The following is a 21,506-nucleotide window of genomic DNA, read 5'->3' on the forward strand; positions in this document are numbered from 1 at the left end:
TTCGGTGCTACCGCAGGTCGATTCACCGCCCGCCAACGGGACCGGCCACGCCGAGCAGGGATGTCTGCACCCGCAGCAGATGCTCGATATCGCCTCGGATGTCGGCGACGGCATCGTTGTAGAGGAAGGCTTCGCCCAGGGCGACCAGGGCGAAGGCGACGGACTCCCGTTCGATCGGCGGGCGGTACCCGTCTTGCTCCTGGGCGCGGTGGAGCAGCCGTTCGACCAGTGCGACGCTGCCGCGGTGTACGGGTCCGTCGGCCTGGGTGAGCAGGCGAAGCGCGGCCGGGGATTCGTTCTGGAGGTAGGTGCGCAGCGCCGGATCGGCCGCCAGCTGCCGCAGGACGAGATCGAATATCTCGGAAATGCGGTGGGCGCCCCGGCTTGTGCAACGCCGGTCGATCGAGGTGACCACCCGCTCGAACTGCAGGGCCAGGGCCGCGCCCAGCAGTTCGTCTCTGGTCCCGAACCGGCGGTAGAGGGTGGTGCGGCTGATGCCGAGTTCGGCCGCCACCACGGGCAATTCCAGCCGCTCGCCGCTGCGGAAGATGCGAATCGCGGTGTCGAGCACATCATTTCGAGGTACCGACCGCGACTCGTCCGTCGCGGCATGCGTGTGCACGCCGATCATTGCCGGGTAATCGATCGGCTCACCGGCATTTTCGGCAGCGGCGCAAACACCGCTCGGTTTCGCGACCGCATCGACCGTGCGCACGGCCGCCGGATCGAGGTGACGCATGGCCGCGACAATGATCGATACCGTCAGATTCGCGGCCGCGGTGAAATCGAGCTGCTGGGCGATGGCCTGCTGTACGCCGCGGACCCCGATATCCGCGATCACCGAGGCGCAGAAATCGGCGCTGGCGCCCCAGCTCAGGTCGGCGCTGCCGTATTCGTTGCGGATCAGGTCGGCGACGGTATCGGCCACCGCGGAGAGCACCGCGGCCCGCACCTCGTGCGAGCGGCCCGCGGTGGGCGCGCCGAACAGTACGTGAAATCCTTCGGCGCGGGTGGCGGCGAAGTCGAAGAGCGCGCGCGTTGTCGTCGCGACGTGCCGGTCCAGGTCGAAACCCCTGGCACGCCGGTAACTTTCACGCATCCACCGCAGTAAACCGTCCGCTTCCCGGCGCAGGCAGGCTTCGAGCAGCTGGTCCTTGGTGCCGAAGTGGGCGTACAGCGTCGGCTTGGAGGTGTCGGCCGCGAGGGCCAGCTCATCCATGGTGACGTCGTCGAAACCACGGGCGGCGAAGACCGACAGCACACCGTCCAGCAGTGCGTCATCGGAGGGTCGCACCGACGACGGACGGCGGCGCGGCGCGGGACCGGCAGGCTCGGGTTCGGACCTTGTCATATCGCAGCAGGTTACCGTGTTCTGGAAGTGCTTGACTGATAGTAATGCCAGTATTGCCAAAATGCCTGAAAATCTGACGGAATGGTTGACACCATGCCCCTATTGATGGAACGTTTAGATTAGAACGTTCCATGGACTTCCGTCCGCAGGAGGAGAGGGCGCACCGATGGTCGCCCATCCCCGAAACCTCGGAAAGTGCAGACCTGCAATGCAATTGGCTCTGACCGGCGATGAGATCGGGTTCCGCAATCAGATGCGGACGCTGTACCGCCGCGAGATTCCGCTCGAGATCCGGGACGGTGTGCGGGAGGGGCGCGAGCTCAGCCGCGCGGACCTCGTCACCACGCAGCGCATTCTCAACGCCAACCACATCGCGGTGCCGAATTGGCCGCAGCAGTGGGGCGGGCGGGACTGGACCCCCATTCAGCGCCATATCTGGCATGACGAAATGCAACTCGCCTGTGTCCCTGAACCTTTGACGTTCAATGTCGACATGATCGGGCCGGTCATCGCCCGGTACGGCTCCGAACAGCTCAAAGCGCGGTTTCTGGCGCCGACGGCCAACCTCGACATCTGGTGGTGTCAGGGATTCTCCGAGCCGGAGGCCGGATCGGACCTGGCCGCCCTGCGCACCACCGCGATTCGCGACGGGGACAGTTATATCGTTACAGGGCAGAAGATCTGGACCAGTGCGGCCCAGTACGCGGACTGGATGTTCTGTCTCGTGCGCACCGACTCCGGCGCGGCGAAAAAGCAGGCGGGCATCTCCCTGCTGTTGCTTCCGATGGACGCGCCCGGCGTCACCGTGCGCCCGATCGCGCTTGTCGACGGCAGCGGCGAGGTCAACGAGGTATTTCTCGATCAGGTGCGGGTACCCGCCGATCTCCTTGTCGGGCAGGAGAATCAGGGCTGGACCTACGCCAAATTCCTGCTCGGCAATGAGCGCTTCGGCATGGCCGCCGTCGGCCGCACGAAGGTACGGTTGTCGATGATCAAGGCGCGAGCCAGGCAGACCCGGATGGGCGCGGGCTCGCTGCTGGACGACCCACTGTTCGCGGCACGTCTCGCCGAGCTCGAAAACGACACGCTGGCACTGGAATTGATCCAGCTCGGCGCGACCGCTGCGAAGAGCGGCGGGACCTCATCGATTCTGAAGCTGCGCGGCAGCGAACTACAGCAGGCCGCCACCGAGCTGATGATGGAGGTCGCCGGGCCCGGCGCGCTACTGCCGGACGTGACCCGGTGGGCCGGACGCAGCACCGCGGACTATCTGAACTGCCGTAAGACCTCCATCTACGGAGGGTCCTCCGAGGTGCAGCGCGGCATCATCGCCTCGACGATCCTCGGATTGTGAGCCCGGCCATGAACTTCGAACCGTCCACGGAACAAACGATGTTGCGCGACACCGTGAACAACGTCCTGGCCCGCCACTCGTCGGCGGATTCCACCGACCTCTGGCCCGTAATGGCCGACCTCGGACTTCTCGGGCTGACCTTCTCCGAATCCGAAGGCGGCCAGGGCGCCGGCCCGATCGAGGCGATGATCGTCATGTCCGAGCTGGGTGCGAGCACGGCCCGGGTTCCGCTGCTCGACTGTGCCTACCTGCCCGGGAACCTGGTGGCCGAAGCGGCCAGTCCTGCCCAGCGTCGCGAACTGTTGCCGAAGATCGCCGCCGGACAGCTGCGACCCGCGTTCGCGCACGAGGAACCGCGATCGCGCTGGCCACTGCGGACGCTGTCGACTTCGGCTGTGCGACAGGGGAGTACGTGGCGGTTGACGGGTCGCAAGTCGCCGGTGCTGTTCGGGGGCGAAGCCGATCTGCTCGTTGTCAGCGCCGCCGTGACCGACGGCATCCGGCTGTTCCTCGTCGACCCCGCCGGTGCGGGTGTGTCGAGACACGGCAGTGCGACGTACGACGGCAGGCGCGCGGCCGACATCGTCTTCACGGCTGCCCCGGCGGAGCCACTGGCCTCCCTGCGCGCTGAGGAGGCCATCGAAGCCGCGCTGGTCGCCGCCCAGGCGGCATTGTGCGCCGAAGCGGTGGGCGCGATGACCGAAGCCTTGCATATCACTGCCGAATATCTGTGTGCCCGTGAACAGTTCGGTGTTCCCCTGCGTACTTTTCAGGCGCTGTCCCATCGTGCCGCGGATATGCACATCGCGGTCGCGATGGCCCACGGCATGTCCGTCTACGCGTCGATGGCACTGGCGGACGGCGTGATCGACCAGTCCATCGCCTCGCGCGCGAAATTGCGGGTCGGACGGTCGGCGCGATATGTGGGGCAGGAAGCGGTCCAACTGCACGGCGGTATCGGGATGACCGTGGACTACCCGGTCGGACAGTATTTCGCCCGGCTGACCGCCATCGAGCAGACCTTCGGGAATTCCAGCGACCATTTGCGATTCCTGATGGGCCGGGTCGCCGAGTACGACATGGTCGACCTGTGAAGGAGGCCACCGCAATCCCCGCACCGCACACGCGACCCGGCATCCACGACCGATAGGACAGACCGTGCCAAACCTGCTGGACCCCATCCGCCGGCATGCGGACACCCACCCCGACGCCGTGGCCATTCGCGGCGACAGCAATGATTCCGGCGCCTTCGCCGCGTGGACCTATCACCAATTGCGTTCGACGAGCATCAATTACGCCGCCGCGCTGGCGGCGGCGGGGATTGGCGCGGGGGACCGGATCCTGCTCGCCGCACCGTCGGTTCCCGAATTCGTGGTCGCGTACATGGGTATTCAGGCGGCGGGGGCCGTGGTGGTCCCGGTCAACACCATGTCGACCCGGCACGAGATCGAGTATGTCCTCGCCGACGCCGGATGCTCGCTGGTCATCGCCTGGCACACGCTGGGCACCGCCGCGTCGAGTGCCGCAGCGGCGCAGGGTATTCCGGTCTGGACCCTGCGGCCCGGCGCCGACACCGGGCCGGCGGTGGCCACGGTCCGCGACCGCGATCCGGACGATACGGCGGCGATCCTCTACACATCCGGTACCACCGGGCGGCCCAAGGGGGCGCAGCTGACGGTGTCGAACCTGTTGTCCGCAGGCGAGATCGGCGCCGAATGCAGTCGAGCATCGCACGAGGACCGGACGGGCACCGGCCTGCCGCTGTTCCACGTCTTCGGCCAGGCCTCGGTCATGATGACGACCTTCACCGCCGGCGGATCGCTGTCCCTGCTCTCCCGTTTCGACGCCCGGGCGATGATGGCGATGCTGCGCCGCGATCGGTTCACCGTCATGGTCGGGGTGCCCACCATGTGGAACGCGATGCTGCACACCGCCGGTGACGCGGATCCCGCGGATTTCGCGCAGCTGCGCATCGCGGTCTCCGGTGGCGCGTCGCTGCCCGGTCCGGTGGCGCGGGAGTTCGAGGCGCGCTTCGGCTGCACCATCCTCGAGGGGTACGGGCTCACCGAAACCACGGCTCTCGCCACATTCACCGATATCGACCGCGGCGGGAAGATCGGCTATGTCGGGTGCCCGACGCCTGCCACCCGGGTCGAGGTCCGCGACGAAGCGGGCCGTCCGTGTCCTCCCGCGACGATCGGCGAGGTATTCGTCAAGGGCGCCACGGTGATGAAGGGGTACTGGAATCGCCCGGCCGAGACCGCCGGCGTGCTCAGCGGTGACGGCTGGTTTCGCACCGGAGACCTCGCCGAGACCGACGCCGACGGTGACCTGCGCATAGTCGACCGGGTCAAGGACCTCATCATTCGCGGCGGCTACAACGTCTATCCGAGCGAGGTCGAGGAGGCGCTCTACGCGCATCCCGACATTGTCGAGGCGGCCGTGCTCGGCATTCCCGACGACTACTACGGCGAGGAGGTCGCCGCGGTGATCGTGCGCCGCCCGCAATCGACCCTCGACACCGCCGCTGTGTCGGCCTGGGCCCGCGAGCGACTCTCCGCATACAAGGTCCCGCGTGTCATCCGTCTGGTCGATGCCCTGCCGAAGGGATCGACCGGCAAGATCCTCAAGCGGGCCATCGACCTGCGAACCTTGACCGGCACAACGTCGGACGATTCACGATCCACACCGTAGCTGGTGTGCAGATTGCCGAAACATGCGGCCGCGCAGTCGAACTGATCGTCTGCGGTATCAGGTCCGCCGCAGGCGGGGCGGACCTGATGCCGGTTCGGCACCGCGCGTTCAGACGGCCGCGGTACGCGCCGCCGCGCTGATCTCGACGACCCGGCGCCTCCGGCTCGGCACCAGCAGGGTCGGGTGCCGCACGGACCAGGCCGCGCCCGAGCAGATCAGTTCCTTCAGGCGCGCGGCCATGGCGACCCGCAGATCCGGGCGCGCCTCGGCGATCTCGGTGGCGGTCTCGATGGCGGTCAGGCCGCCGCCCACGATCAGCACGGTCTCGTCCGCCCGCAGCTGGGACAGGCGTTCCCGCAGCCGCAGGACCCGCACTGGTCCTGGTGGCCGCAGATCGCACGCGATGCGCTCGGCGCCGACGAGCGGCCTGTTCAAGGTGGGGAAGTACGCGCCGCCGTCGCCGATGATGGCGGCGTCATCAGTGAGCAACCGCACCAGCTCGCCGGTGCGGCCGCTGACCGCCGCGGCCAGGAATTCCGCCACGATCCGGCGGGCGGTCGTCGCGTCCACCTCGATGCGCGCCCGTTCCACGGCCAAATGCTGTTTGGCGCGGCGATAGACCTGCTGGCAATGGGATTCGGTGATGTCGAGCAGGTCGGCTATCTCGTGGTGCGGGTAGCCGAAGGCCTAGCGCAGCACGTACACCGCGCGCTCGTTGGCGGTGAGCCGCTCCATGAGCGTGAGCATGGCGATCGACACCGATTCCCGCTGTTCGACGGTGTCGGCCGGGCCCAGTATCGGGTCGCCGGCCAGCACCGGCTCCGGAAGCCATTGCCCCACATAGGTTTCCCGGCGCGCGCGGGCCGAGGTGAGCTGGTTGAGGCAGAGATTGGTGAGTACCTTGGTCAGCCACGCCTCGGGCGTCCGCACGTACTCGCGGTCAGCGGCCTGCCAGCGCAGATACGTCTCCTGCACCGCGTCCTCGGCCTCGCCGGCCGAGCCCAGCATGCGGTAGGCGATCGCCTCCAGGCGGCTCCTGGAGCTCTCGAACAGCTCGGCCTCGCGCGTGAGCAACATTTCAGCCATCGTCAGCCATACGCACCGGTCGCGTCCAGCCGAACCGGTCATTCGCACCTACGCGAGAACCGGGTTCGAGCGGAGTGCACTCGCGCCCGCAGTTGTCCGCTGTACACACGGGTGCGAACCGGCTGACCGGGGCTGTGCTGTGGAAAGCTGAAGGAGTGAACCTCCTGAAGGATGCCACCTCGCCGTACCTGCGACAGCACGCCGACAATCCGGTGTACTGGCGGGAATGGGATGCTGCGGCGCTGGCCTCGGCGCGGGAGCGGGATGTGCCGATCCTGCTGTCGATCGGGTACGCGAGCTGCCACTGGTGCCATGTGATGGCGCACGAATCGTTCGAGGACGAGGGCACCGCGGGGCTCATGAACGAGAACTTCGTGTGCATCAAGGTGGATCGGGAAGAGCGGCCCGATCTGGATGCGGTGTACATGAATGCGACCGTCGCCATGACCGGGCAGGGCGGGTGGCCGATGACGTGCTTCCTGACGCCGGAGGGGGAGCCGTTCTACTGCGGCACCTACTACCCGAAGACGCCGCGGCACGGGATGCCGTCGTTCACGCAGTTGTTGAGTGCGGTCTCCGATACGTGGCGGAATCGGCGCGATGAGGTGGATCAGGCGGCAGCTCAGGTGGGGGAGGCGCTGCGGCAGCAGACGGCGGGGCTGCCGGACAGCATTGTGGCGCTCAGCGCCAACCTGCTCGATCACGCTGTCGCGTCCGTGCTGAAGGATATGGATCCCAAGCACGGGGGATTTGGCGGCGCACCGAAGTTTCCGCCGTCCGCACTGCTCGAGGGATTGCTGCGAGACTTCGAGCGGACCGGGAACGAGGCTGTGCGGCAGGCGGTTTCGTTCACCGCCGAGGCGATGGCGCGGGGCGGTATCTACGACCAGCTGCGCGGCGGCTTCGCCCGGTACTCGGTGGACGAGGCCTGGGTGGTGCCGCACTTCGAGAAGATGCTCTACGACAACGCACAACTGCTGCGGGTGTATTCGCACCTGGCGCGGCGGGCGCAGGACGGGGAGGCCACGCCCTGGCGTGATCCGCTGGCGGCGCCGGATGCCTCGGAACCACTGGCGCTGCGGGTAACTCGCGAAACCGCCGGATTCCTGCTGGAGGATCTGGGCACCGAACGCGGCGGGTTCGCGTCCGCGCTCGATGCCGACACTCATCTCGAGCCCGGACAACCCGGGGTGGAGGGCGCCACCTATGTGTGGACTCCGGCCGAACTGAACGGTGAGCTGGGCGCGCACGACGGGGCCTGGGCCGCAGAGCTTTTCGGCGTCACCACTGCCGGAACCTTCGAACAGGGCACCTCGGTGCTGACCCGGTACCGGGATCCCGGCGCGGCGGATTACGAACGCTTCGAACGCATTCGGGCCACCTTGAGCACAGCCCGCCAGACCCGCCCGCAGCCCGCGCGCGACGACAAGGTGGTGACCGCCTGGAACGGGATGGCCATCACCGCGCTCGCGGAAGCCGGTGCGGCGCACCTGAATCCGGTCTGGATCGCCGCCGCCGAGCGCTGCGCCGCCTTCCTGCTGAATGTGCATGTGCGCGAGGGCCGGGTCTGCCGCGCCTCTCTCGGCGGGGTCGCCGGGACCGCTCCCGGCGTGCTGGAGGATTACGCCTGGCTCGCACTGGGTTTGCTCGCCGTGCATCAGACCAGCAGTGGGGACTGGCTGGCGCAGGCGGAGCGCATTCTCGATGCCGCGGTCTCGCACTTCGCCGATCCGGAAACCCCGGGCAGCTGGTTCGATACCGCCGACGATGCCGAAACCCTGGTCACCCGCCCGCGAGATCCCGTCGACGGTGCGACCCCGGCGGGCACCTCCGTGCTGGCCGACGCGCTGCTCACCGCCGCCGCCCTCAGTGATCCGGAGCGGGCCACCCGCTACCGCGAGCTGGCCGATCAGACGCTCACGCGCGGTGCGGTTCTGCTTGCGCGGGCGCCCCGTTCGGCCGGCCATTGGCTCGCGGTCGCCGAAGCCGCACTGCGCGGACCGATTCAGGTGGCAGTCTCCGCCGGCGACGCCGACCTGGACGGGTGGGCCGCCTGCCTTGTCACCGCAGCCCGCGTGGCCGCCCCCGGCGGTACCGTCATCGTTTCCGGCGATCAGGATTCCCAGCCCCTGCTGGCCGACCGTCCCCCGGTAGCGGACCTGTCCGCCGCCTACGTCTGCCGCGGTTCGGTCTGCGATCTGCCGGTCACCACCGTGTCGGAGGTCCGGGCCGCATTGCTGCCGCCACTGGCCTGAATCATCGCGGTGAGGGCCACCAGCACCGCCACGATGTGCACACTGCGACACACGCCCAGCGTGACCGCGGCCGGAGTCCAATGCGCGAACAGGTCGCCGAACCGATCCGCCGTCAGCACCGCCGTGAGGGGCTCGACCACCAGCGAAGCCAGCCCGAGGGTGCCGAGCCCGAACACGAGAATGCCTCGGGCCCAACGGATATCGGCCGCCATTCGCCGTGCGACAACGAATACCGCCGAGTAGATGGCGCCCCGCGGGATCAGCGCCGACAGTAGCTCTCCCGCGCCCATCCCGTGGTCGCGGAGTTCCAGCACCACATGCAGCAGCGTCTCCCCGATCCCCGCCAGCAGTGCGACCGCAATCGCCCGGAAGGCCAGCGACAGCAGTCGTGTATGTTGCGGCCCACCCGCATTCGGTGCTCTATCGGTAAAACCGGCATCGTCCATACCCGCAACGATGTCCCGCCCGCTCACCTCGCCGGATCACCCCCGAGTACTGCAACGCCCTAATCCCGCAGTACGACAACCCGATCCACGCAACGGGCGATGTATCTCGACCGTCTCCCCGCATTCCCCATCATCCCGGCACATCCCCCGTCATCGCGGCGCGCTTTCGGCCGGGATCCACCCTCGCCGTCGTGGATCCCGGCCGAAAGCATGCCCCGATGGCGGGAGGTGCTTCTGCCGCGACGTCGGGTGTGAATTTGCCGGATGGCGGATTGTCCGTGCATGGAGGCAGGAGGGGCTGGGCGGGCGAGGTTATGGGTTAATTCGTTGCTGGGGGGTGCCGGCGGTCTTACAGTCCGGGTGTGTTTATTTCGAGTGCTTTGACCGGATATGCCGAGGACTCTCGGAACGCGTGCGTGGATGACTAGCGATCGGCTGCCTGGTCGGCGTCGGCTGGGGCCGGGGGTGCGGCCGGGCGGGCAGCGGCCTGCGGGTCGGTGCCGTTGCGGCGGACTGTCCTGCGGGACGGAGTGTCGGTCCAGCCTGGAGTGGGCTCTTTGCGGCCGCGGAGGTGGAGGGTGTCGTGCAACTCCCACCTGCTGCGTTCGAACTCGGCGGCGGCGTCGATAACGGCCTGACTGGCCAGGATTCGGCGGCCGACCTGTTTGGCCTCGGTCGTGAGGCGGGCCGCTTCATTGACGGCGTCACCGATGACGGTGAATTCGAGGCGGGTGTCCGCACCGACATCACCGGCGAAAACGAGGCCGCGCGCCACACCGATGCCGACATCGAGTTCCCCCGCGGCGGCGACCTCGTCGCGAATGCGGCGGGCGGCCCGCAGTGCGGGGGTGGCATTGTCCTCCAGCGCGATCGGCGCACCGAAGATGCACAGGGCCGCATCACCTTCGAACTTGTTGACCAGCCCGTGATTGTCCTCGGTCGCCGTGATCACGATGGACAGCAGCCGGTTGAGTTTGGCGACGAAATCGTGCGGGGCCAGTTCGGTGGACAGTGCCACCGACCCGGTGACATCCACGAAAAGCGCTGTCACCACCTGTAGATCGCCGGTGAGATTGGTGGTGCCGGCCAGCGCGCGCTCGGCTACCTCGGTGCCGACGTGGCGGCCGAAGACGGTGCGCATATGTTCGCGCTCACGCAGATTCGCGGCCAGTTCGTTCACCGAATGCTCGAGGCGGCCGATCTCGCTGGTGCTGCCGATCGGCACCTGCACATCGAGTTCGCCCCGCGCGATGCGATCGAGTGCGTCGCGCAGCGTGTGCATCGGGGTGGCGACGGCGCGGGCCAGTGCGGCCGTGGCCACCGAACCCGCCGAAAGTCCCACCACCGCAAGGTAGATGCCGGTGCGAACGCGATCGCTCGGATCGGTCGTGGGATCGGCGAGCACGGTGATGAGCATGAGCAGCGGTACCGCGCCCACCACCGCGAAGGTGACCAGCACCCGCATGAGCACCGTGGAACTCCAGTGCGCGGTGTCGTCGAGCACCTCCGCCACCACCGGAATGGTGGGCCGGATCAGCCGGTCCACAATGAGATAGGTGAGAGCCGCCGACTCCAGCCCACCGAGCGTGAACATGGACAGCACCACCGCGAAATTCCGCGGCGAGGTGGCGTGCGCGTACACCGCGGCGGCGATGATCACACCCGGAATCCAGATGGCCAGCGCGCGCAGGGTGATGCCCATGGGCAGATGCAGCAGCCGCCGCGCCTCGGTTTCGGTGGGCGCGCGGCGCTGATCGAGCCAGCTGAAATAGTGCTCCCGATCGCGCACCGCGAGCACGATGCCGACCGCGGCGCCGATGGCCGGGTAGATGGCGACTTGGACGAAGGTGGTCATCCACGTCGATCCGAGGCGGCCGAAGAATCCGCTCAGCAGCAGTTCGGTGGAGATGACCGCGAGCCCGCTGAGGTTGCACGCCATGACAACCACCGAGAGTCCCCAGCGCGCGCGCAGCGCCCAGAGGATGAGCCTGCTTATCACGGCGCCAAGGGTGTCGCGCGGGTGGCGACAGTCGGTGGTGTCATCGCGGTTGCATGCCTAGGGGTCGTCCGGCTGATGTTCAGGACTTTAGAGACCTTTCGGCCCCAATTGCACGTTTGTGAGTTTTTGCTCCGGTCAGTGGAGCAGGACCAGCCAGACAGCAACATAGTGGCATAGGGCCGCGACGACCGTTGCGGCATGGAAGAACTCGTGGTGTCCGAAGGTCTCCGGCCACGGATTCGGCCAGCGGGAGGCGTAGAGAATGCCGCCCACGCTATAGGCGATACCGCCCGCGAGCAGGAGCAATACCGGCGCCCAGCCGACATTTCCGATGAGGGTTCCGGCGACCGGCACAATGGCCCAGCCGAGCAGCAGATACAGCGGCACCCCGACCCAGCGAGGCGCGGTGGGCCACAGCATCTTCAGTGCGACACCCGCCAGCGCGCCGGCCCACACCGTGATCAGCAGAATCGTCCCGGCGCGTCCGCGCACGCCGAGCAGTGCGAACGGCGTGTAACTGCCCGCGATGAACAGGAAGATCATCGAATGATCGGCCCGCTTCATCCACATGCGGGCACGCGCGGTGCGCCAGTTCACCCGGTGATAGGTGGCGCTGATGCCGAACACGCCGCACACGGTCAGCCCGTAGACGGCGGTGGACCAGGCGGCCGTGGCGGAGATCGTGGCGGCCTTGCTCACCAGCACGATCACGGCGATGGCGGCCACGCCGACCGCCCACGCGTGAATCCACCCGCGCATCCGCGGTTTGATCAGCGCCAGCTCTTCCCGAACGGAGTCGAGGGCATCCGCCACCGGGGCGGAAGGCTGCACAGTGTCCGACACGTTAGTTACCTCCTCAGTAACCTACGGTACCGTAGGTTAGCGGCCGAAGGTCTTGAAAGTGTTCTGAACAACTGATTTCGCGAGTGTCGGGGTAACTCCCGGGGCACCCCCAGAACCGGTGCCCCACCTGACCGCACTGCGCGAATGGGACTGGACGACCTCTTGGCCGGGCGTCAAAGTTCCGGAGAGGCGGGGGAGCGTACTGTCACTTCCCGTGAAGCTTGCGAGTCAGGTGCGTGGACTCCCGTATCGGATTTACGAGGCCAGACTGGCCCAGCAGCTGGCGGGCAGGCAGCACCCCCGGCACGTCGCCGTCATGTGTGACGGTAATCGGCGCTGGGCGCGGGAGAACGGCTTCACCGATGTCAGTCACGGGCATCGGGTGGGGGCGCTCAAAATCGCCGAGCTGGTCGGCTGGTGCGGTGAGTCGGGCGTCGAGATGGTCACCGTCTATCTGCTCTCCACCGAGAATCTGCGCCGTGACCGCGAGGAGCTGGACACGCTCTTCGAGGTGATCACCGATGTGGTGGACGAACTCTCTGCGCCGGAACAGAATTCGAGCGTGCGCATCGTGGGTGCGCTCGATCAGTTGCCCGACTACGTGGCCAAGCGATTGCGGGTGGCGGCCGAGCGCACCAGCGGCCGCGATGGCGTGCACGTGAACGTGGCCATCGGCTACGGCGGCCGGCAGGAGATCACCGATGCGGTGCGCTCGCTGGTGCGCCAGGAGATCGAGGCGGGCGAGACCGGCGAGGATCTGGTGCAGTCGATCACCGTCGACGCCATCGGGCAGCACCTCTACACCTCCGGTCAGCCGGATCCGGATCTGGTCATCCGCACCTCCGGTGAGCAGCGCCTGTCCGGATTCCTGCTGTGGCAGAGCGCCTATTCGGAGATCTGGTTCACCGAGGCGTACTGGCCGGAGTTCCGGCGCGTCGATTTTCTGCGGGCCCTGCGTGATTTCGCTGCCCGGCACCGCCGTTTCGGTGTCTAATTTGCCCTCCCCTTCGCTCCAGGCGGGTTCACGGCCCTGTTACCCGGGTCTTCCCTCCTCCGCTCCTCCGCTACGTCAGTCCAGACCCGGGCGGGCCGCGAACACTCGGGTTGCTGAATTTCACCTCGAACTCAGCACAGTTACATTGCAGTGCAATGGCTTCCGTGGTTGGCGGGGCCGTCGCTGCCGTACCGTCGGAGTGCATGAGTGAGCTGCGCGAAGGGCAGAGTGGCCCGGGGGACTCGACGATCGTCACCACGGAGTCGTACCTCAGCTATGAGGAGTTCGGCCGCCGGTTTCTGGAGTACGCGGCCTCGCCGGAGCGGATAGCCGGGGCCTTCGAGAAATTGACCGGGGAGGCGTTCGAATTCGGCCCGATCGGGGTGGGACCGGGGCGGATAGCCAAACTGTCCGCCGGGGTGCGGCTGGGTCAGCCGCGGCTGAATCGGGAAGTGCAGGACAATATTTCATACGACCTGGTGATCCCGCTCGATATCGATCTGCTCATCGATCTCGCGGTGGATCGCTACCCGTTCCATGTGGACGGCACCATCCACCTGCATCTGACCGTGCGCACCGCCGAGCCGCTGCGCGTGCTCATCGATATCGCCGAACCGCAGCCCAGCAATGTGCGCATCAATGTGGCGAGCGCATCCCGCCGCGGGGAGCTGCTGCGCATTCTGGCCAGCGTCGATCACGAGATCCGCCGCTTCGTGGCGCGCTATATCGCGACCGAGATCCGCAAGCCGAATATCCAGGCCGCCACCGATATCGACGTCGCCGCGCGTCTCGACGCGGCGTGGAGGCTATGAAAGCCGACGACTGATTTCGTGAGTGCCGGGGTAACCCCTGGGTACGCCCAGAATCTGTTCGGTCCCGAACGTCAGCACGCGTGCCCGGCGGTCGGCGGCACTCGGCCGGGCGCCGAAGGTTCGGGGAGGCGGTCAGAGCTTGCGCAGGCGCAGCCGGTTGATGGCGTGGTCGGAATCTTTGCGCAGTACGAGCGTGGCGCGCGGCCGGGTGGGCAGGATGTTCTCCACCAGGTTCGGGCGGTTGGTGCTGTGCCAGATCTCCTTGGCCTGATTGGTGGCTTCGGAATCGGTGAAGTTCGCGTAGTGGTGGAAGGCCGAATTCGGATCGGTGAAGGCCGTTTTGCGCAGGGACAGGAAGCGCTGCACGTACCAGTTCTCGATGTCCTCGATGCGGGCGTCCACATAGACGGAGAAGTCGAACAGGTCCGACACCATCAGGCGGGGACCGGTCTGCAGCACGTTCAGACCCTCGACGATGAGAATGTCGGGCTGGCGCACGCAGTGGAACTGCTCGGGCACGATGTCGTAGGCGATATGCGAATACACCGGCGCGCACACCTCGGGCGCACCGGATTTCACCTCGGTGACGAAGCGCAGCAGCTTGCGGCGATCGTAGGACTCCGGGAAACCCTTGCGGTGCATGATGCCGCGCCGGGTGAGTTCGGCTGTGGGGTACAGGAATCCGTCGGTGGTGACCAGATCCACCCGGGGATGGTGATCCCAGCGCGCCAGCAGTGCCTGCAGCACACGCGCGGTCGTCGATTTACCGACCGCCACCGAGCCCGCCACACCGATCACATACGGCACCTGGCGATCGGGGTGGGTTTCCCCGAGGAAGGTCGCGGTCGCGGCGAACAGGCGCTGTTTCGCGGCGACCTGCAAATGAATGAGACGGGCCAGCGGGAGGTAGACCTCCGCGACCTCTTCGAGGTCGATCTGCTCGCCCAGGCCGCGCAGGCCGGTCAGTTCTTCCTCGGTGAGCACCAGGGGAGTCGACTTGCGCAGGGTGCGCCACTGCTTCCGGTCGAATTCCACATAGGGACTCGGCTCGCTCATCCGTGCCACTTAGCCACGTCCCAGCGTCGGCCGACAACAGTTTCCGGACGGCAGACACGGCAACACTCCACGCATAGCCGAATTGTGCTCGGCCTCAACAGGGTGGTGAACACCAGGTGATGCTACTCACCGGTAACCGGAGTGACATTGGCTACACGCTCGAAGCTCGCCGGGCAATCCAATAAGGTCGTTCGCTATGGCAGCGCATCCACTCGTCACCGAATACCTGCGGCTGGGACTGGCTTTCGATCGGCTCGAGGAGGGCTTCGTCGACGCCTACACCGGTGATCCGGTGCTGCGGAGAGAAATCGAGAACGCACCGGCGCCGCAGCCGCGCGAGCTCGCGAACCAGGCCGCCGCACTGCTGAAGGAACTTCCGGAGGCGGGCCTGCCCGCCCAGCGCACCGAATTCCTGGAGGCGCATCTGCGGGCCCTGGAATGCTCCGGGCGTAAATTCGCGGGGGACGACATCTCCTTCATCGACGAGGTGCACGCCTACTTCGATGTCGAGATCGCCCCCGGCGACGAGGACGACTACCGCGACGCGCACCGGCAGCTGGACGAGGTGCTCCCCGGCGACGGATCGCTCTTCGAGCGCATCACCGCGCACCGCCGCGGTGACGAGATCCCGCCGGAACGCCTGCGCGAATGTGTGGACGCCTTCTCCAGCGCACTGCGCGAGCTGGTGCGCGAGCGCTATCCGCTGCCCGATAACGAGCGGGTCGAATACGAAGTGGTGGGGGACAAGCCGTGGTCCGGCTTCAACTACTACCTCGGCAACTACCAGTCCAAGGTCGCCATCAACTCCGACCTGAAACAGCATCTGTCCCAGCTGCCGCATCTGATCGCGCACGAGTCGTATCCGGGCCATCACACCGAGCACTGCCGCAAGGAGGCCGGACTGGTCGGGGCCGGGCAGGACGAGCAGACGCTGTTCGTGGTCAATACCCCGCAGTGCCTGATGGCGGAGGGGCTGGCGGATCTGGCGCTGAAGTCGATCGTGGGCCCGGGCTGGGGACGCTGGGCGCAGGACATCTACGCCGATCTCGGATTGCGCTTCGACGGGGAACGCGCCGAACGCATTTCGACCGCGTCCGGAAAGCTGCTGGGCGTGCGTCAGGATGCGGCGCTGCTGCTGCACGATCGCGGGCGCAGCGCCGATACCGTCGCGGAATTCCTGCAGCGCTGGAGTCTGACCACGCCGGAGCGGGCGCGGCAGTCGCTGCGCTTTCTGTCCTCACCGCTGTGGCGGGCCTACATCAGTACGTACGTGGAGGGTTACCGGCTGCTCGGGGGCTGGCTGGACCAGGCGCCGGATGGCGAGAATCGGTCCGAGCGTTTTCGCCGTCTCTTGGACGAACCCCTCACACCTGGCGCGATCCGCCGGATGTGAGGGGACTCCCCGATCAGGTCTGCGGAGCTTATGCGCCCCAGGTGGAACAGGCCGCGCCGCCGCTCGACATCGTGCACATGGACTTGAGCAGGGTGATCAGGATGTCCGGAAGACCGGCGCCGGCGATATTGAAAAGCATGTGTGTCTACCTCGAAAGCTAGTTTGGGCCAATGACACTGGCGCACTGAGGCCAGTGGTCCGTCACCTTACCGAGATTTGTTGCTCCGCCATAGCCTGAATTTCGGAGGCTGTCCACCGCTTCGGACAAACCCACCGTCCCGGCTGCAATGACGGAGAGACTGCCCCCAATTTTCGGGGCAGCCGTCCCGCCTCTCCGGAACTCTTGCGCACGGCTGAGTGCCGTTGACTGTCGAGGACGCGTAGGAGCGGTTGGGATCGGAACCCGATTCGGACGTACCCGGTGAGTTATCCCACCATACGAAATCAGTCGTTGCGTGTCTCACGGTGCGCGTTCGCGCATGCCGCACAGCGGCGGGTTAGCATCACATCACCGCGACTGGCGCATTCGAGGTGGAAGCAACCACCGGGAAGCATCCAAGTCCCGCACCGCGCGCCTGGGTGCTGGGCATGAGGACTTCGGGCACCCCCGAAGCTCCCGGAGCGCGAAGGTTGCGATGGATCACTCAGTTACCGACACCCAGAACCCGCTGGTCGACACTCCGGCGCCGGCCAATACACTCGGCCGGGTGACGCAGACGACCGCCTCTGTCAATTCCCAGTCCCTCGCCGAACTCGATCCCGAGGTGGCTGCCGCGATGGGTGGCGAGCTCGCCCGCCAGCGCGACACCCTCGAGATGATCGCCTCGGAGAACTTCGTGCCGCGCGCGGTCCTGCAGGCGCAGGGCAGCGTGCTGACCAACAAGTATGCCGAGGGTTACCCGGGCCGCCGCTACTACGGCGGCTGCGAGAACGTCGACGTGGTCGAGGATCTGGCCCGCGCCCGCGTCACCGAGCTCTTCGGCGCGGAATACGCGAATGTTCAGCCGCATTCGGGCGCGCAGGCCAATGCCGCCGTCCTGATGGCGCTGATGAACCCGGGCGAGAAGCTGCTCGGCCTGGATCTGGCGCACGGCGGCCACCTCACCCACGGCATGCGGCTGAACTTCTCCGGCAAGTTGTACGAGGTGCACGCCTACGGCGTCAGCAAGGAAGACCACCGCGTCGATATGGACGAGGTGCGCAAGATCGCTCGCGAGACCCGCCCGAAGGTGATCGTCGCCGGCTGGTCCGCGTACCCGCGGCACCTGGATTTCGCGGCCTTCCGCGAGATCGCCGATGAGGTCGGCGCGTACCTGTGGGTCGATATGGCGCACTTCGCCGGTCTGGTCGCCGCCGGGCTGCACCCGTCGCCGGTGCCCTTCGCCGATGTCGTCTCCTCGACCGTGCACAAGACCCTCGGCGGCCCCCGCTCCGGCCTGATCCTGGCCAAGCAGGAGTTCGCCAAGAAGCTCAACAGCGCGGTGTTCCCGGGCCAGCAGGGCGGCCCGCTCATGCATGCCATCGCCGCCAAGGCCGTGGCGTTCAAGATCGCCGCGGGCGAAGAGTTCGCCGAGCGTCAGGCGCGCACCATTCGCGGCGCCCAGATTCTCGCCGAGCGGCTCACCCGTGAGGACGCCACCGCGAAGGGCATCAATGTCCTCACCGGCGGCACCGATGTGCACCTCGTTCTGGTCGACCTGCGCAACTCGCAGCTGGACGGCCAGCAGGGCGAGGATCTGCTGCACGAAATCGGAATCACCGTGAACCGCAACGCCGTTCCGTTCGACCCGCGCCCGCCGATGGTCACCTCCGGCCTGCGCATCGGCACCCCGGCGCTGGCCACCCGCGGCTTCGGCGATACCGAGTTCACCGAGGTCGCCGAGATCATCGCCGCCGCACTGACCGGCTCCGCGGAGCTGGACTCGCTGCGCCAGCGAGTCTCCAAGCTGGCTCAGGCCTTCCCGCTGTACGAGGGCCTCGAGGACTGGCGCCTGCTCGGCTGAGCCGAGTCACAGCCCGAACAGACCCGCCGCGACCGAAAGTCGCGGCGGGCCTTGTGCAATCGCGGGCCCGATTCGGTGCCGGTCGGTGCGAAAGGTCAGGGCGCCGGTGGTGTTGTGGGCGCTGCGGGGCGCGGGCGAGGGAGGTCATCGCGGCGGATCGGCCAGTAGCTGCGCGGGCCGCCGGTCAGCGCGGGGGCTTCGGTGGTGACGACGGAAATGAGCCACTTCGGGCGGGGATTCACCCAGGTGCGTTCCGACGCACCGCTTTTCAGCACGACGGTCGGCACCGTCTCATTGCCGTCGGCGACCTTGCGGACGAAGGCCGCCGCCTCCGGATCCTGCCAGATATCGACTTCGCGATGCACGATCCCATTGCTGTTGAGCGCCCGGCGTAGTCGCGCGCAGAAGGGGCAGCCGGGGCGGCGGTAAACGACCAGTTCAGGGCCGGTGTCAGCGGTCATACCGGGATTGTATGGCGAAAAAGATTGTCCGCGAACAGTTCCTGGCCTTCTATGATGCGCAGAGATCGGAGGCCATCATGGCGACCACGGTATTCCTGCTCGGCGCACGGGCGAATGTCATCGACGATGTGCGGGCGCAGCTGACCGGCTCGGGCATCGAGATCCGTTCCGGGACAGGCCTCGACGAGCTGCAGGCCGCCTTCGCGGAGACCAGCGTCGATCATGTGATCATGGGCTCCGGTTTGGATCTCGAGATACGACTGCGTGCCGTGCGCGCGATCTTCGAGACCAGCACTCGCACCACGGTCCATATGAAGGACTGGGATTCGGGCCCGGAGGGTTATCTGCCGTTCGTGCAGGCCGTATTGACCGGCCTGCACGGCAGTGCCTGACGGGTCAGGCGTGCTTGCTCAGGTAGTCCACGTACATCGGGCGCAGCACCTCGCCGATCTCGCCCTCGCCCGCGTGCACGTAGTCGTCGAGCATGGGCAGCACGTACTTGATATCGGCCTCGCTCTCGCCCAGATCGCCGGAGGCGGCCTCGGCGGCCGGAATGGACTTCAGCAGCTCCCAGAGGAATTTCACATCACCGCGGCGAACCGCGGCCTTGACGGCCCGGTCGTGCAGTTCCTTGGTGGAGAGCGCCTCTAGATCCTGGGTATCGGCCATAGTGTCGACTGTAATGGACCCATGGCAGCGCAACCGAGCTACCGGGTCAAGCGCGTGTACGACGCGCCCGATGCGGACGACGGCCGCCGGGTGCTGGTGGATCGGCTCTGGCCGCGCGGCATCAGCAAACAGCAAGCGGCGATCGACGACTGGCCCAGGGAAGTGACGCCGTCGAACGAGCTGCGGAAGTGGTACCACGCGGACCCGCAGGCGCGACGCGCCGAATTCGAGACACGGTATCGACTCGAGCTCGACAATGACACGGCCCGAGATGTGCTGGCGCGGTTGCGCCGCGAGGCCGCGGCCGGACCATTGACGCTGGTGACAGCGGTGAAGGAGCCGGAGCGCAGTCATGTCCCGGTATTGCTCGGTGAGCTGGCCGAAAGCCCTGCGGGGGAGGGACGTTAACGCGATCTTCACCAACACGCCTGTAAGTCAGGCAGCCGGATTGCGAATTCGGCAGTAACGTCGGGAGTGCGGGCCGCGTAGGTGTGGCTCGTACGGGAGGTCCTGATCGTGGCTGAGCAACTCAGTGCGAGGGGGCCGGCATCCGGCCCTCGGGTCATACGACCCTAACGGCCGACCGGCCCAGCGAGAACATTCGCGCGGTGCCGCGCGAGTGGCAAAGGAGCCCACCGTGACTGATGCACGCTCCGTCAACGCTCCCACCGGGAACGCCGCCTCCAACCGGGGCACGCGCACCACAGGTCCGGGAGTTCACGCCTCGCAGTCGTCCGATTCCGGACTGAAAACCTTCGTTGTGGATACGTCGGTGCTGCTCTCCGATCCCTGGGCGCTGACCCGCTTCGGTGAGAACCGCGTAGTGCTGCCGCTCGTGGTGATCAGCGAGCTCGAGGGCAAACGCCACCACCACGAACTGGGCTGGTTCGCCCGGGAGGCATTGCGGATGCTGGACGATTTGCGTCTGGCACACGGTCGGCTCGACCAGAAGATCCCGATCGGCACCGGGGGCGGAACGCTCCAGGTGGAGCTCAATCACACGGATCCGACCGTTTTGCCGGTCGGATTCCGCACGGACAGCAACGATTCCCGCATTCTCGCCTGCGCGCTGAATTTCGCGGCCGAGGGTGAACGAGTCGTACTGGTATCCAAGGACATTCCGCTGCGCGTCAAGGCGAGCGCGGTCGGATTGCAGGCGGACGAGTACCACGCCCAGGATGTCGTCACCTCCGGGTGGACCGGCATGGTGGAGATCGAGGTCGGTTCCGAAACCGTGGACCGGCTCTACAGCGATTCCATCATCGATCTCGATGAGGCGCGGGATATGCCGTGCCACACCGGAATCCGGCTGCTGAGCTCGCGTGGCAGCGCGCTGGCCCGGGTGTCTCCGGACAAGCGGATTCAGCTGGTGCGCGGCGATCGTGAGGCCTTCGGGTTGCACGGGCGCTCCGCCGAACAGCGCATCGCCCTGGATCTGCTGATGGACGAGAGCATCGGGATCGTCTCGATGGGTGGCCGGGCCGGTACCGGTAAGTCCGCACTCGCCCTCACCGCGGGGCTGGAAGCCGTGCTGGAGCGCCGGACGCATCGCAAGGTCGTGGTGTTCCGCCCGCTGTACGCGGTCGGCGGCCAGGATCTCGGCTATCTGCCCGGTAGTGAGAGCGAGAAGATGGGGCCGTGGGCGCAGGCCGTCTTCGACACCCTCGACGGGCTCGCCAGCCCGGAGGTGATGGAGGAGGTGCAGGCGCGCGGCATGCTGGAGGTGTTGCCGCTCACCCACATTCGCGGGCGGTCGCTGCACGACTCCTTCGTGATCGTGGACGAGGCGCAGTCCCTCGAACGCAATGTGCTGCTCACGGTGCTCAGCCGTTTGGGCAGCGGGTCGCGGGTGGTGCTGACGCACGATGTGGCGCAGCGCGACAACCTGCGGGTCGGCCGGCACGACGGTGTTGCCGCCGTGATCGAGAAGCTCAAGGGACATCCGCTCTTCGCGCACATCACGCTGACCCGCAGCGAGCGGTCGCCGATCGCGGCACTGGTCACCGAGATGCTGGAGGAGTTCGGGCCGAACGCATGAGCGTGCGGTAGTCAGCTTTCCACTGCCCTGATCAGCCGGACTCCTCCGGCTG

At 66.9% G+C, this 21,506-nt stretch carries 20 protein-coding genes and 1 riboswitch; of the genes, 11 read left to right on the top strand and 9 right to left on the bottom strand.

The window, feature by feature from the left end:
* Positions 1-22: 22 nt before the first annotated feature.
* On the bottom strand, positions 23-1,351 hold the full coding sequence (locus OG716_RS36555; protein ID WP_405134839.1) for a QsdR family transcriptional regulator: 1,329 nt from the start codon (positions 1,349-1,351) through the stop codon (positions 23-25).
* Between the two features lie 208 nt (positions 1,352-1,559).
* Here OG716_RS36555 and OG716_RS36560 point away from each other — a divergent pair, with 208 nt between their 5' ends.
* The 3 genes from OG716_RS36560 (at position 1,560) to OG716_RS36570 (ending at position 5,399) form a co-directional block, all read left to right on the top strand.
* A complete protein-coding gene (locus OG716_RS36560; RefSeq protein ID WP_405134840.1) occupies positions 1,560-2,705 on the top strand; it encodes an acyl-CoA dehydrogenase family protein in 1,146 nt (381 codons plus the stop codon).
* Positions 2,706-2,713: 8 nt separating this feature from the next.
* Positions 2,714-3,799: an acyl-CoA dehydrogenase family protein gene (locus tag OG716_RS36565; protein WP_405140167.1), complete on the top strand. Its 1,086-nt coding sequence runs from the start codon at positions 2,714-2,716 to the stop codon at positions 3,797-3,799.
* A 64-nt stretch (positions 3,800-3,863) separates the two neighbouring features.
* A complete protein-coding gene (locus OG716_RS36570; protein WP_405134841.1) occupies positions 3,864-5,399 on the top strand; it encodes an AMP-binding protein in 1,536 nt (511 codons plus the stop codon).
* A gap of 108 nt (positions 5,400-5,507) precedes the next feature.
* On the opposite strand, the gene OG716_RS36575 is transcribed toward OG716_RS36570, so the two are convergent.
* On the bottom strand, positions 5,508-5,990 hold the full coding sequence (locus OG716_RS36575) for a hypothetical protein (RefSeq protein WP_405134842.1): 483 nt from the start codon (positions 5,988-5,990) through the stop codon (positions 5,508-5,510).
* A gap of 96 nt (positions 5,991-6,086) precedes the next feature.
* Positions 6,087-6,476, bottom strand: a complete 390-nt coding sequence (locus OG716_RS36580; protein ID WP_405134843.1) for a sigma factor — start codon at positions 6,474-6,476, stop codon at positions 6,087-6,089.
* A gap of 164 nt (positions 6,477-6,640) precedes the next feature.
* Between OG716_RS36580 and OG716_RS36585 the strand changes: the two genes are divergently transcribed.
* Entirely contained in the window at positions 6,641-8,740 is a 2,100-nt protein-coding gene (locus OG716_RS36585) for a thioredoxin domain-containing protein (RefSeq protein ID WP_405134844.1), read from the top strand.
* Here the strand turns inward: OG716_RS36585 and OG716_RS36590 are convergent.
* From OG716_RS36590 to OG716_RS36600, 3 genes are all read right to left on the bottom strand, one after another.
* Positions 8,656-9,213: a hypothetical protein gene (locus OG716_RS36590; RefSeq protein ID WP_405134845.1), complete on the bottom strand. Its 558-nt coding sequence runs from the start codon at positions 9,211-9,213 to the stop codon at positions 8,656-8,658. The two genes, OG716_RS36585 and OG716_RS36590, sit on opposite strands and share 85 nt — an antisense overlap.
* 397 nt (positions 9,214-9,610) lie before the next feature.
* Positions 9,611-11,185 (bottom strand): adenylate/guanylate cyclase domain-containing protein, encoded by a 1,575-nt coding sequence (locus tag OG716_RS36595; RefSeq protein WP_405134846.1) that lies wholly within the window; start codon positions 11,183-11,185, stop codon positions 9,611-9,613.
* A gap of 135 nt (positions 11,186-11,320) precedes the next feature.
* Positions 11,321-12,016 carry a hemolysin III family protein gene (locus OG716_RS36600; protein WP_405140169.1) on the bottom strand — a complete coding sequence of 232 codons (696 nt, stop codon included), beginning with the start codon at positions 12,014-12,016 and terminating at the stop codon, positions 11,321-11,323.
* 226 nt (positions 12,017-12,242) lie between these two features.
* Here OG716_RS36600 and OG716_RS36605 point away from each other — a divergent pair, with 226 nt between their 5' ends.
* Both OG716_RS36605 and OG716_RS36610 read left to right on the top strand, forming a co-directional pair.
* On the top strand, positions 12,243-13,022 hold the full coding sequence (locus OG716_RS36605; RefSeq protein ID WP_327142027.1) for an isoprenyl transferase: 780 nt from the start codon (positions 12,243-12,245) through the stop codon (positions 13,020-13,022).
* A gap of 203 nt (positions 13,023-13,225) precedes the next feature.
* On the top strand, positions 13,226-13,834 hold the full coding sequence (locus tag OG716_RS36610; protein WP_405134847.1) for a hypothetical protein: 609 nt from the start codon (positions 13,226-13,228) through the stop codon (positions 13,832-13,834).
* A 132-nt stretch (positions 13,835-13,966) separates the two neighbouring features.
* Here OG716_RS36610 and coaA read toward each other — a convergent pair whose 3' ends face one another.
* Positions 13,967-14,899, bottom strand: coding sequence for a type I pantothenate kinase (coaA, locus tag OG716_RS36615; RefSeq protein ID WP_355119297.1), 933 nt, complete (start codon positions 14,897-14,899; stop codon positions 13,967-13,969).
* Between the two features lie 187 nt (positions 14,900-15,086).
* Between coaA and OG716_RS36620 the strand changes: the two genes are divergently transcribed.
* Positions 15,087-16,283 (top strand): DUF885 domain-containing protein, encoded by a 1,197-nt coding sequence (locus tag OG716_RS36620; protein ID WP_405134848.1) that lies wholly within the window; start codon positions 15,087-15,089, stop codon positions 16,281-16,283.
* Between the two features lie 503 nt (positions 16,284-16,786).
* Positions 16,787-16,871: riboswitch (ZMP/ZTP riboswitch) on the top strand.
* A gap of 119 nt (positions 16,872-16,990) precedes the next feature.
* Positions 16,991-18,286, top strand: a complete 1,296-nt coding sequence (gene glyA, locus OG716_RS36625; RefSeq protein WP_355119830.1) for a serine hydroxymethyltransferase — start codon at positions 16,991-16,993, stop codon at positions 18,284-18,286.
* A gap of 95 nt (positions 18,287-18,381) precedes the next feature.
* Here glyA and OG716_RS36630 read toward each other — a convergent pair whose 3' ends face one another.
* Positions 18,382-18,747: a glutaredoxin family protein gene (locus OG716_RS36630; protein WP_405134849.1), complete on the bottom strand. Its 366-nt coding sequence runs from the start codon at positions 18,745-18,747 to the stop codon at positions 18,382-18,384.
* Positions 18,748-18,758: 11 nt separating this feature from the next.
* Between OG716_RS36630 and OG716_RS36635 the strand changes: the two genes are divergently transcribed.
* Positions 18,759-19,139: a hypothetical protein gene (locus OG716_RS36635; RefSeq protein ID WP_405134850.1), complete on the top strand. Its 381-nt coding sequence runs from the start codon at positions 18,759-18,761 to the stop codon at positions 19,137-19,139.
* Between the two features lie 4 nt (positions 19,140-19,143).
* Here OG716_RS36635 and OG716_RS36640 read toward each other — a convergent pair whose 3' ends face one another.
* Complete coding sequence (locus OG716_RS36640; protein WP_355119291.1) at positions 19,144-19,416, bottom strand: hypothetical protein; 273 nt, start codon at positions 19,414-19,416, stop codon at positions 19,144-19,146.
* A 21-nt stretch (positions 19,417-19,437) separates the two neighbouring features.
* Here OG716_RS36640 and OG716_RS36645 point away from each other — a divergent pair, with 21 nt between their 5' ends.
* Together OG716_RS36645 and OG716_RS36650 are read left to right on the top strand one after the other, a co-directional pair.
* The gene (locus OG716_RS36645) at positions 19,438-19,824 is read left to right on the top strand and encodes a DUF488 domain-containing protein (RefSeq protein WP_405134851.1); all 387 of its coding nucleotides are present in this window, start codon (positions 19,438-19,440) and stop codon (positions 19,822-19,824) included.
* A 229-nt stretch (positions 19,825-20,053) separates the two neighbouring features.
* Entirely contained in the window at positions 20,054-21,454 is a 1,401-nt protein-coding gene (locus tag OG716_RS36650) for a PhoH family protein (protein ID WP_355119287.1), read from the top strand.
* The last annotated feature ends 52 nt before the right edge of the window (positions 21,455-21,506 follow it).

The organism is Nocardia sp. NBC_01388 (assembly GCF_045040085.1).
Classification (GTDB): domain Bacteria; phylum Actinomycetota; class Actinomycetes; order Mycobacteriales; family Mycobacteriaceae; genus Nocardia.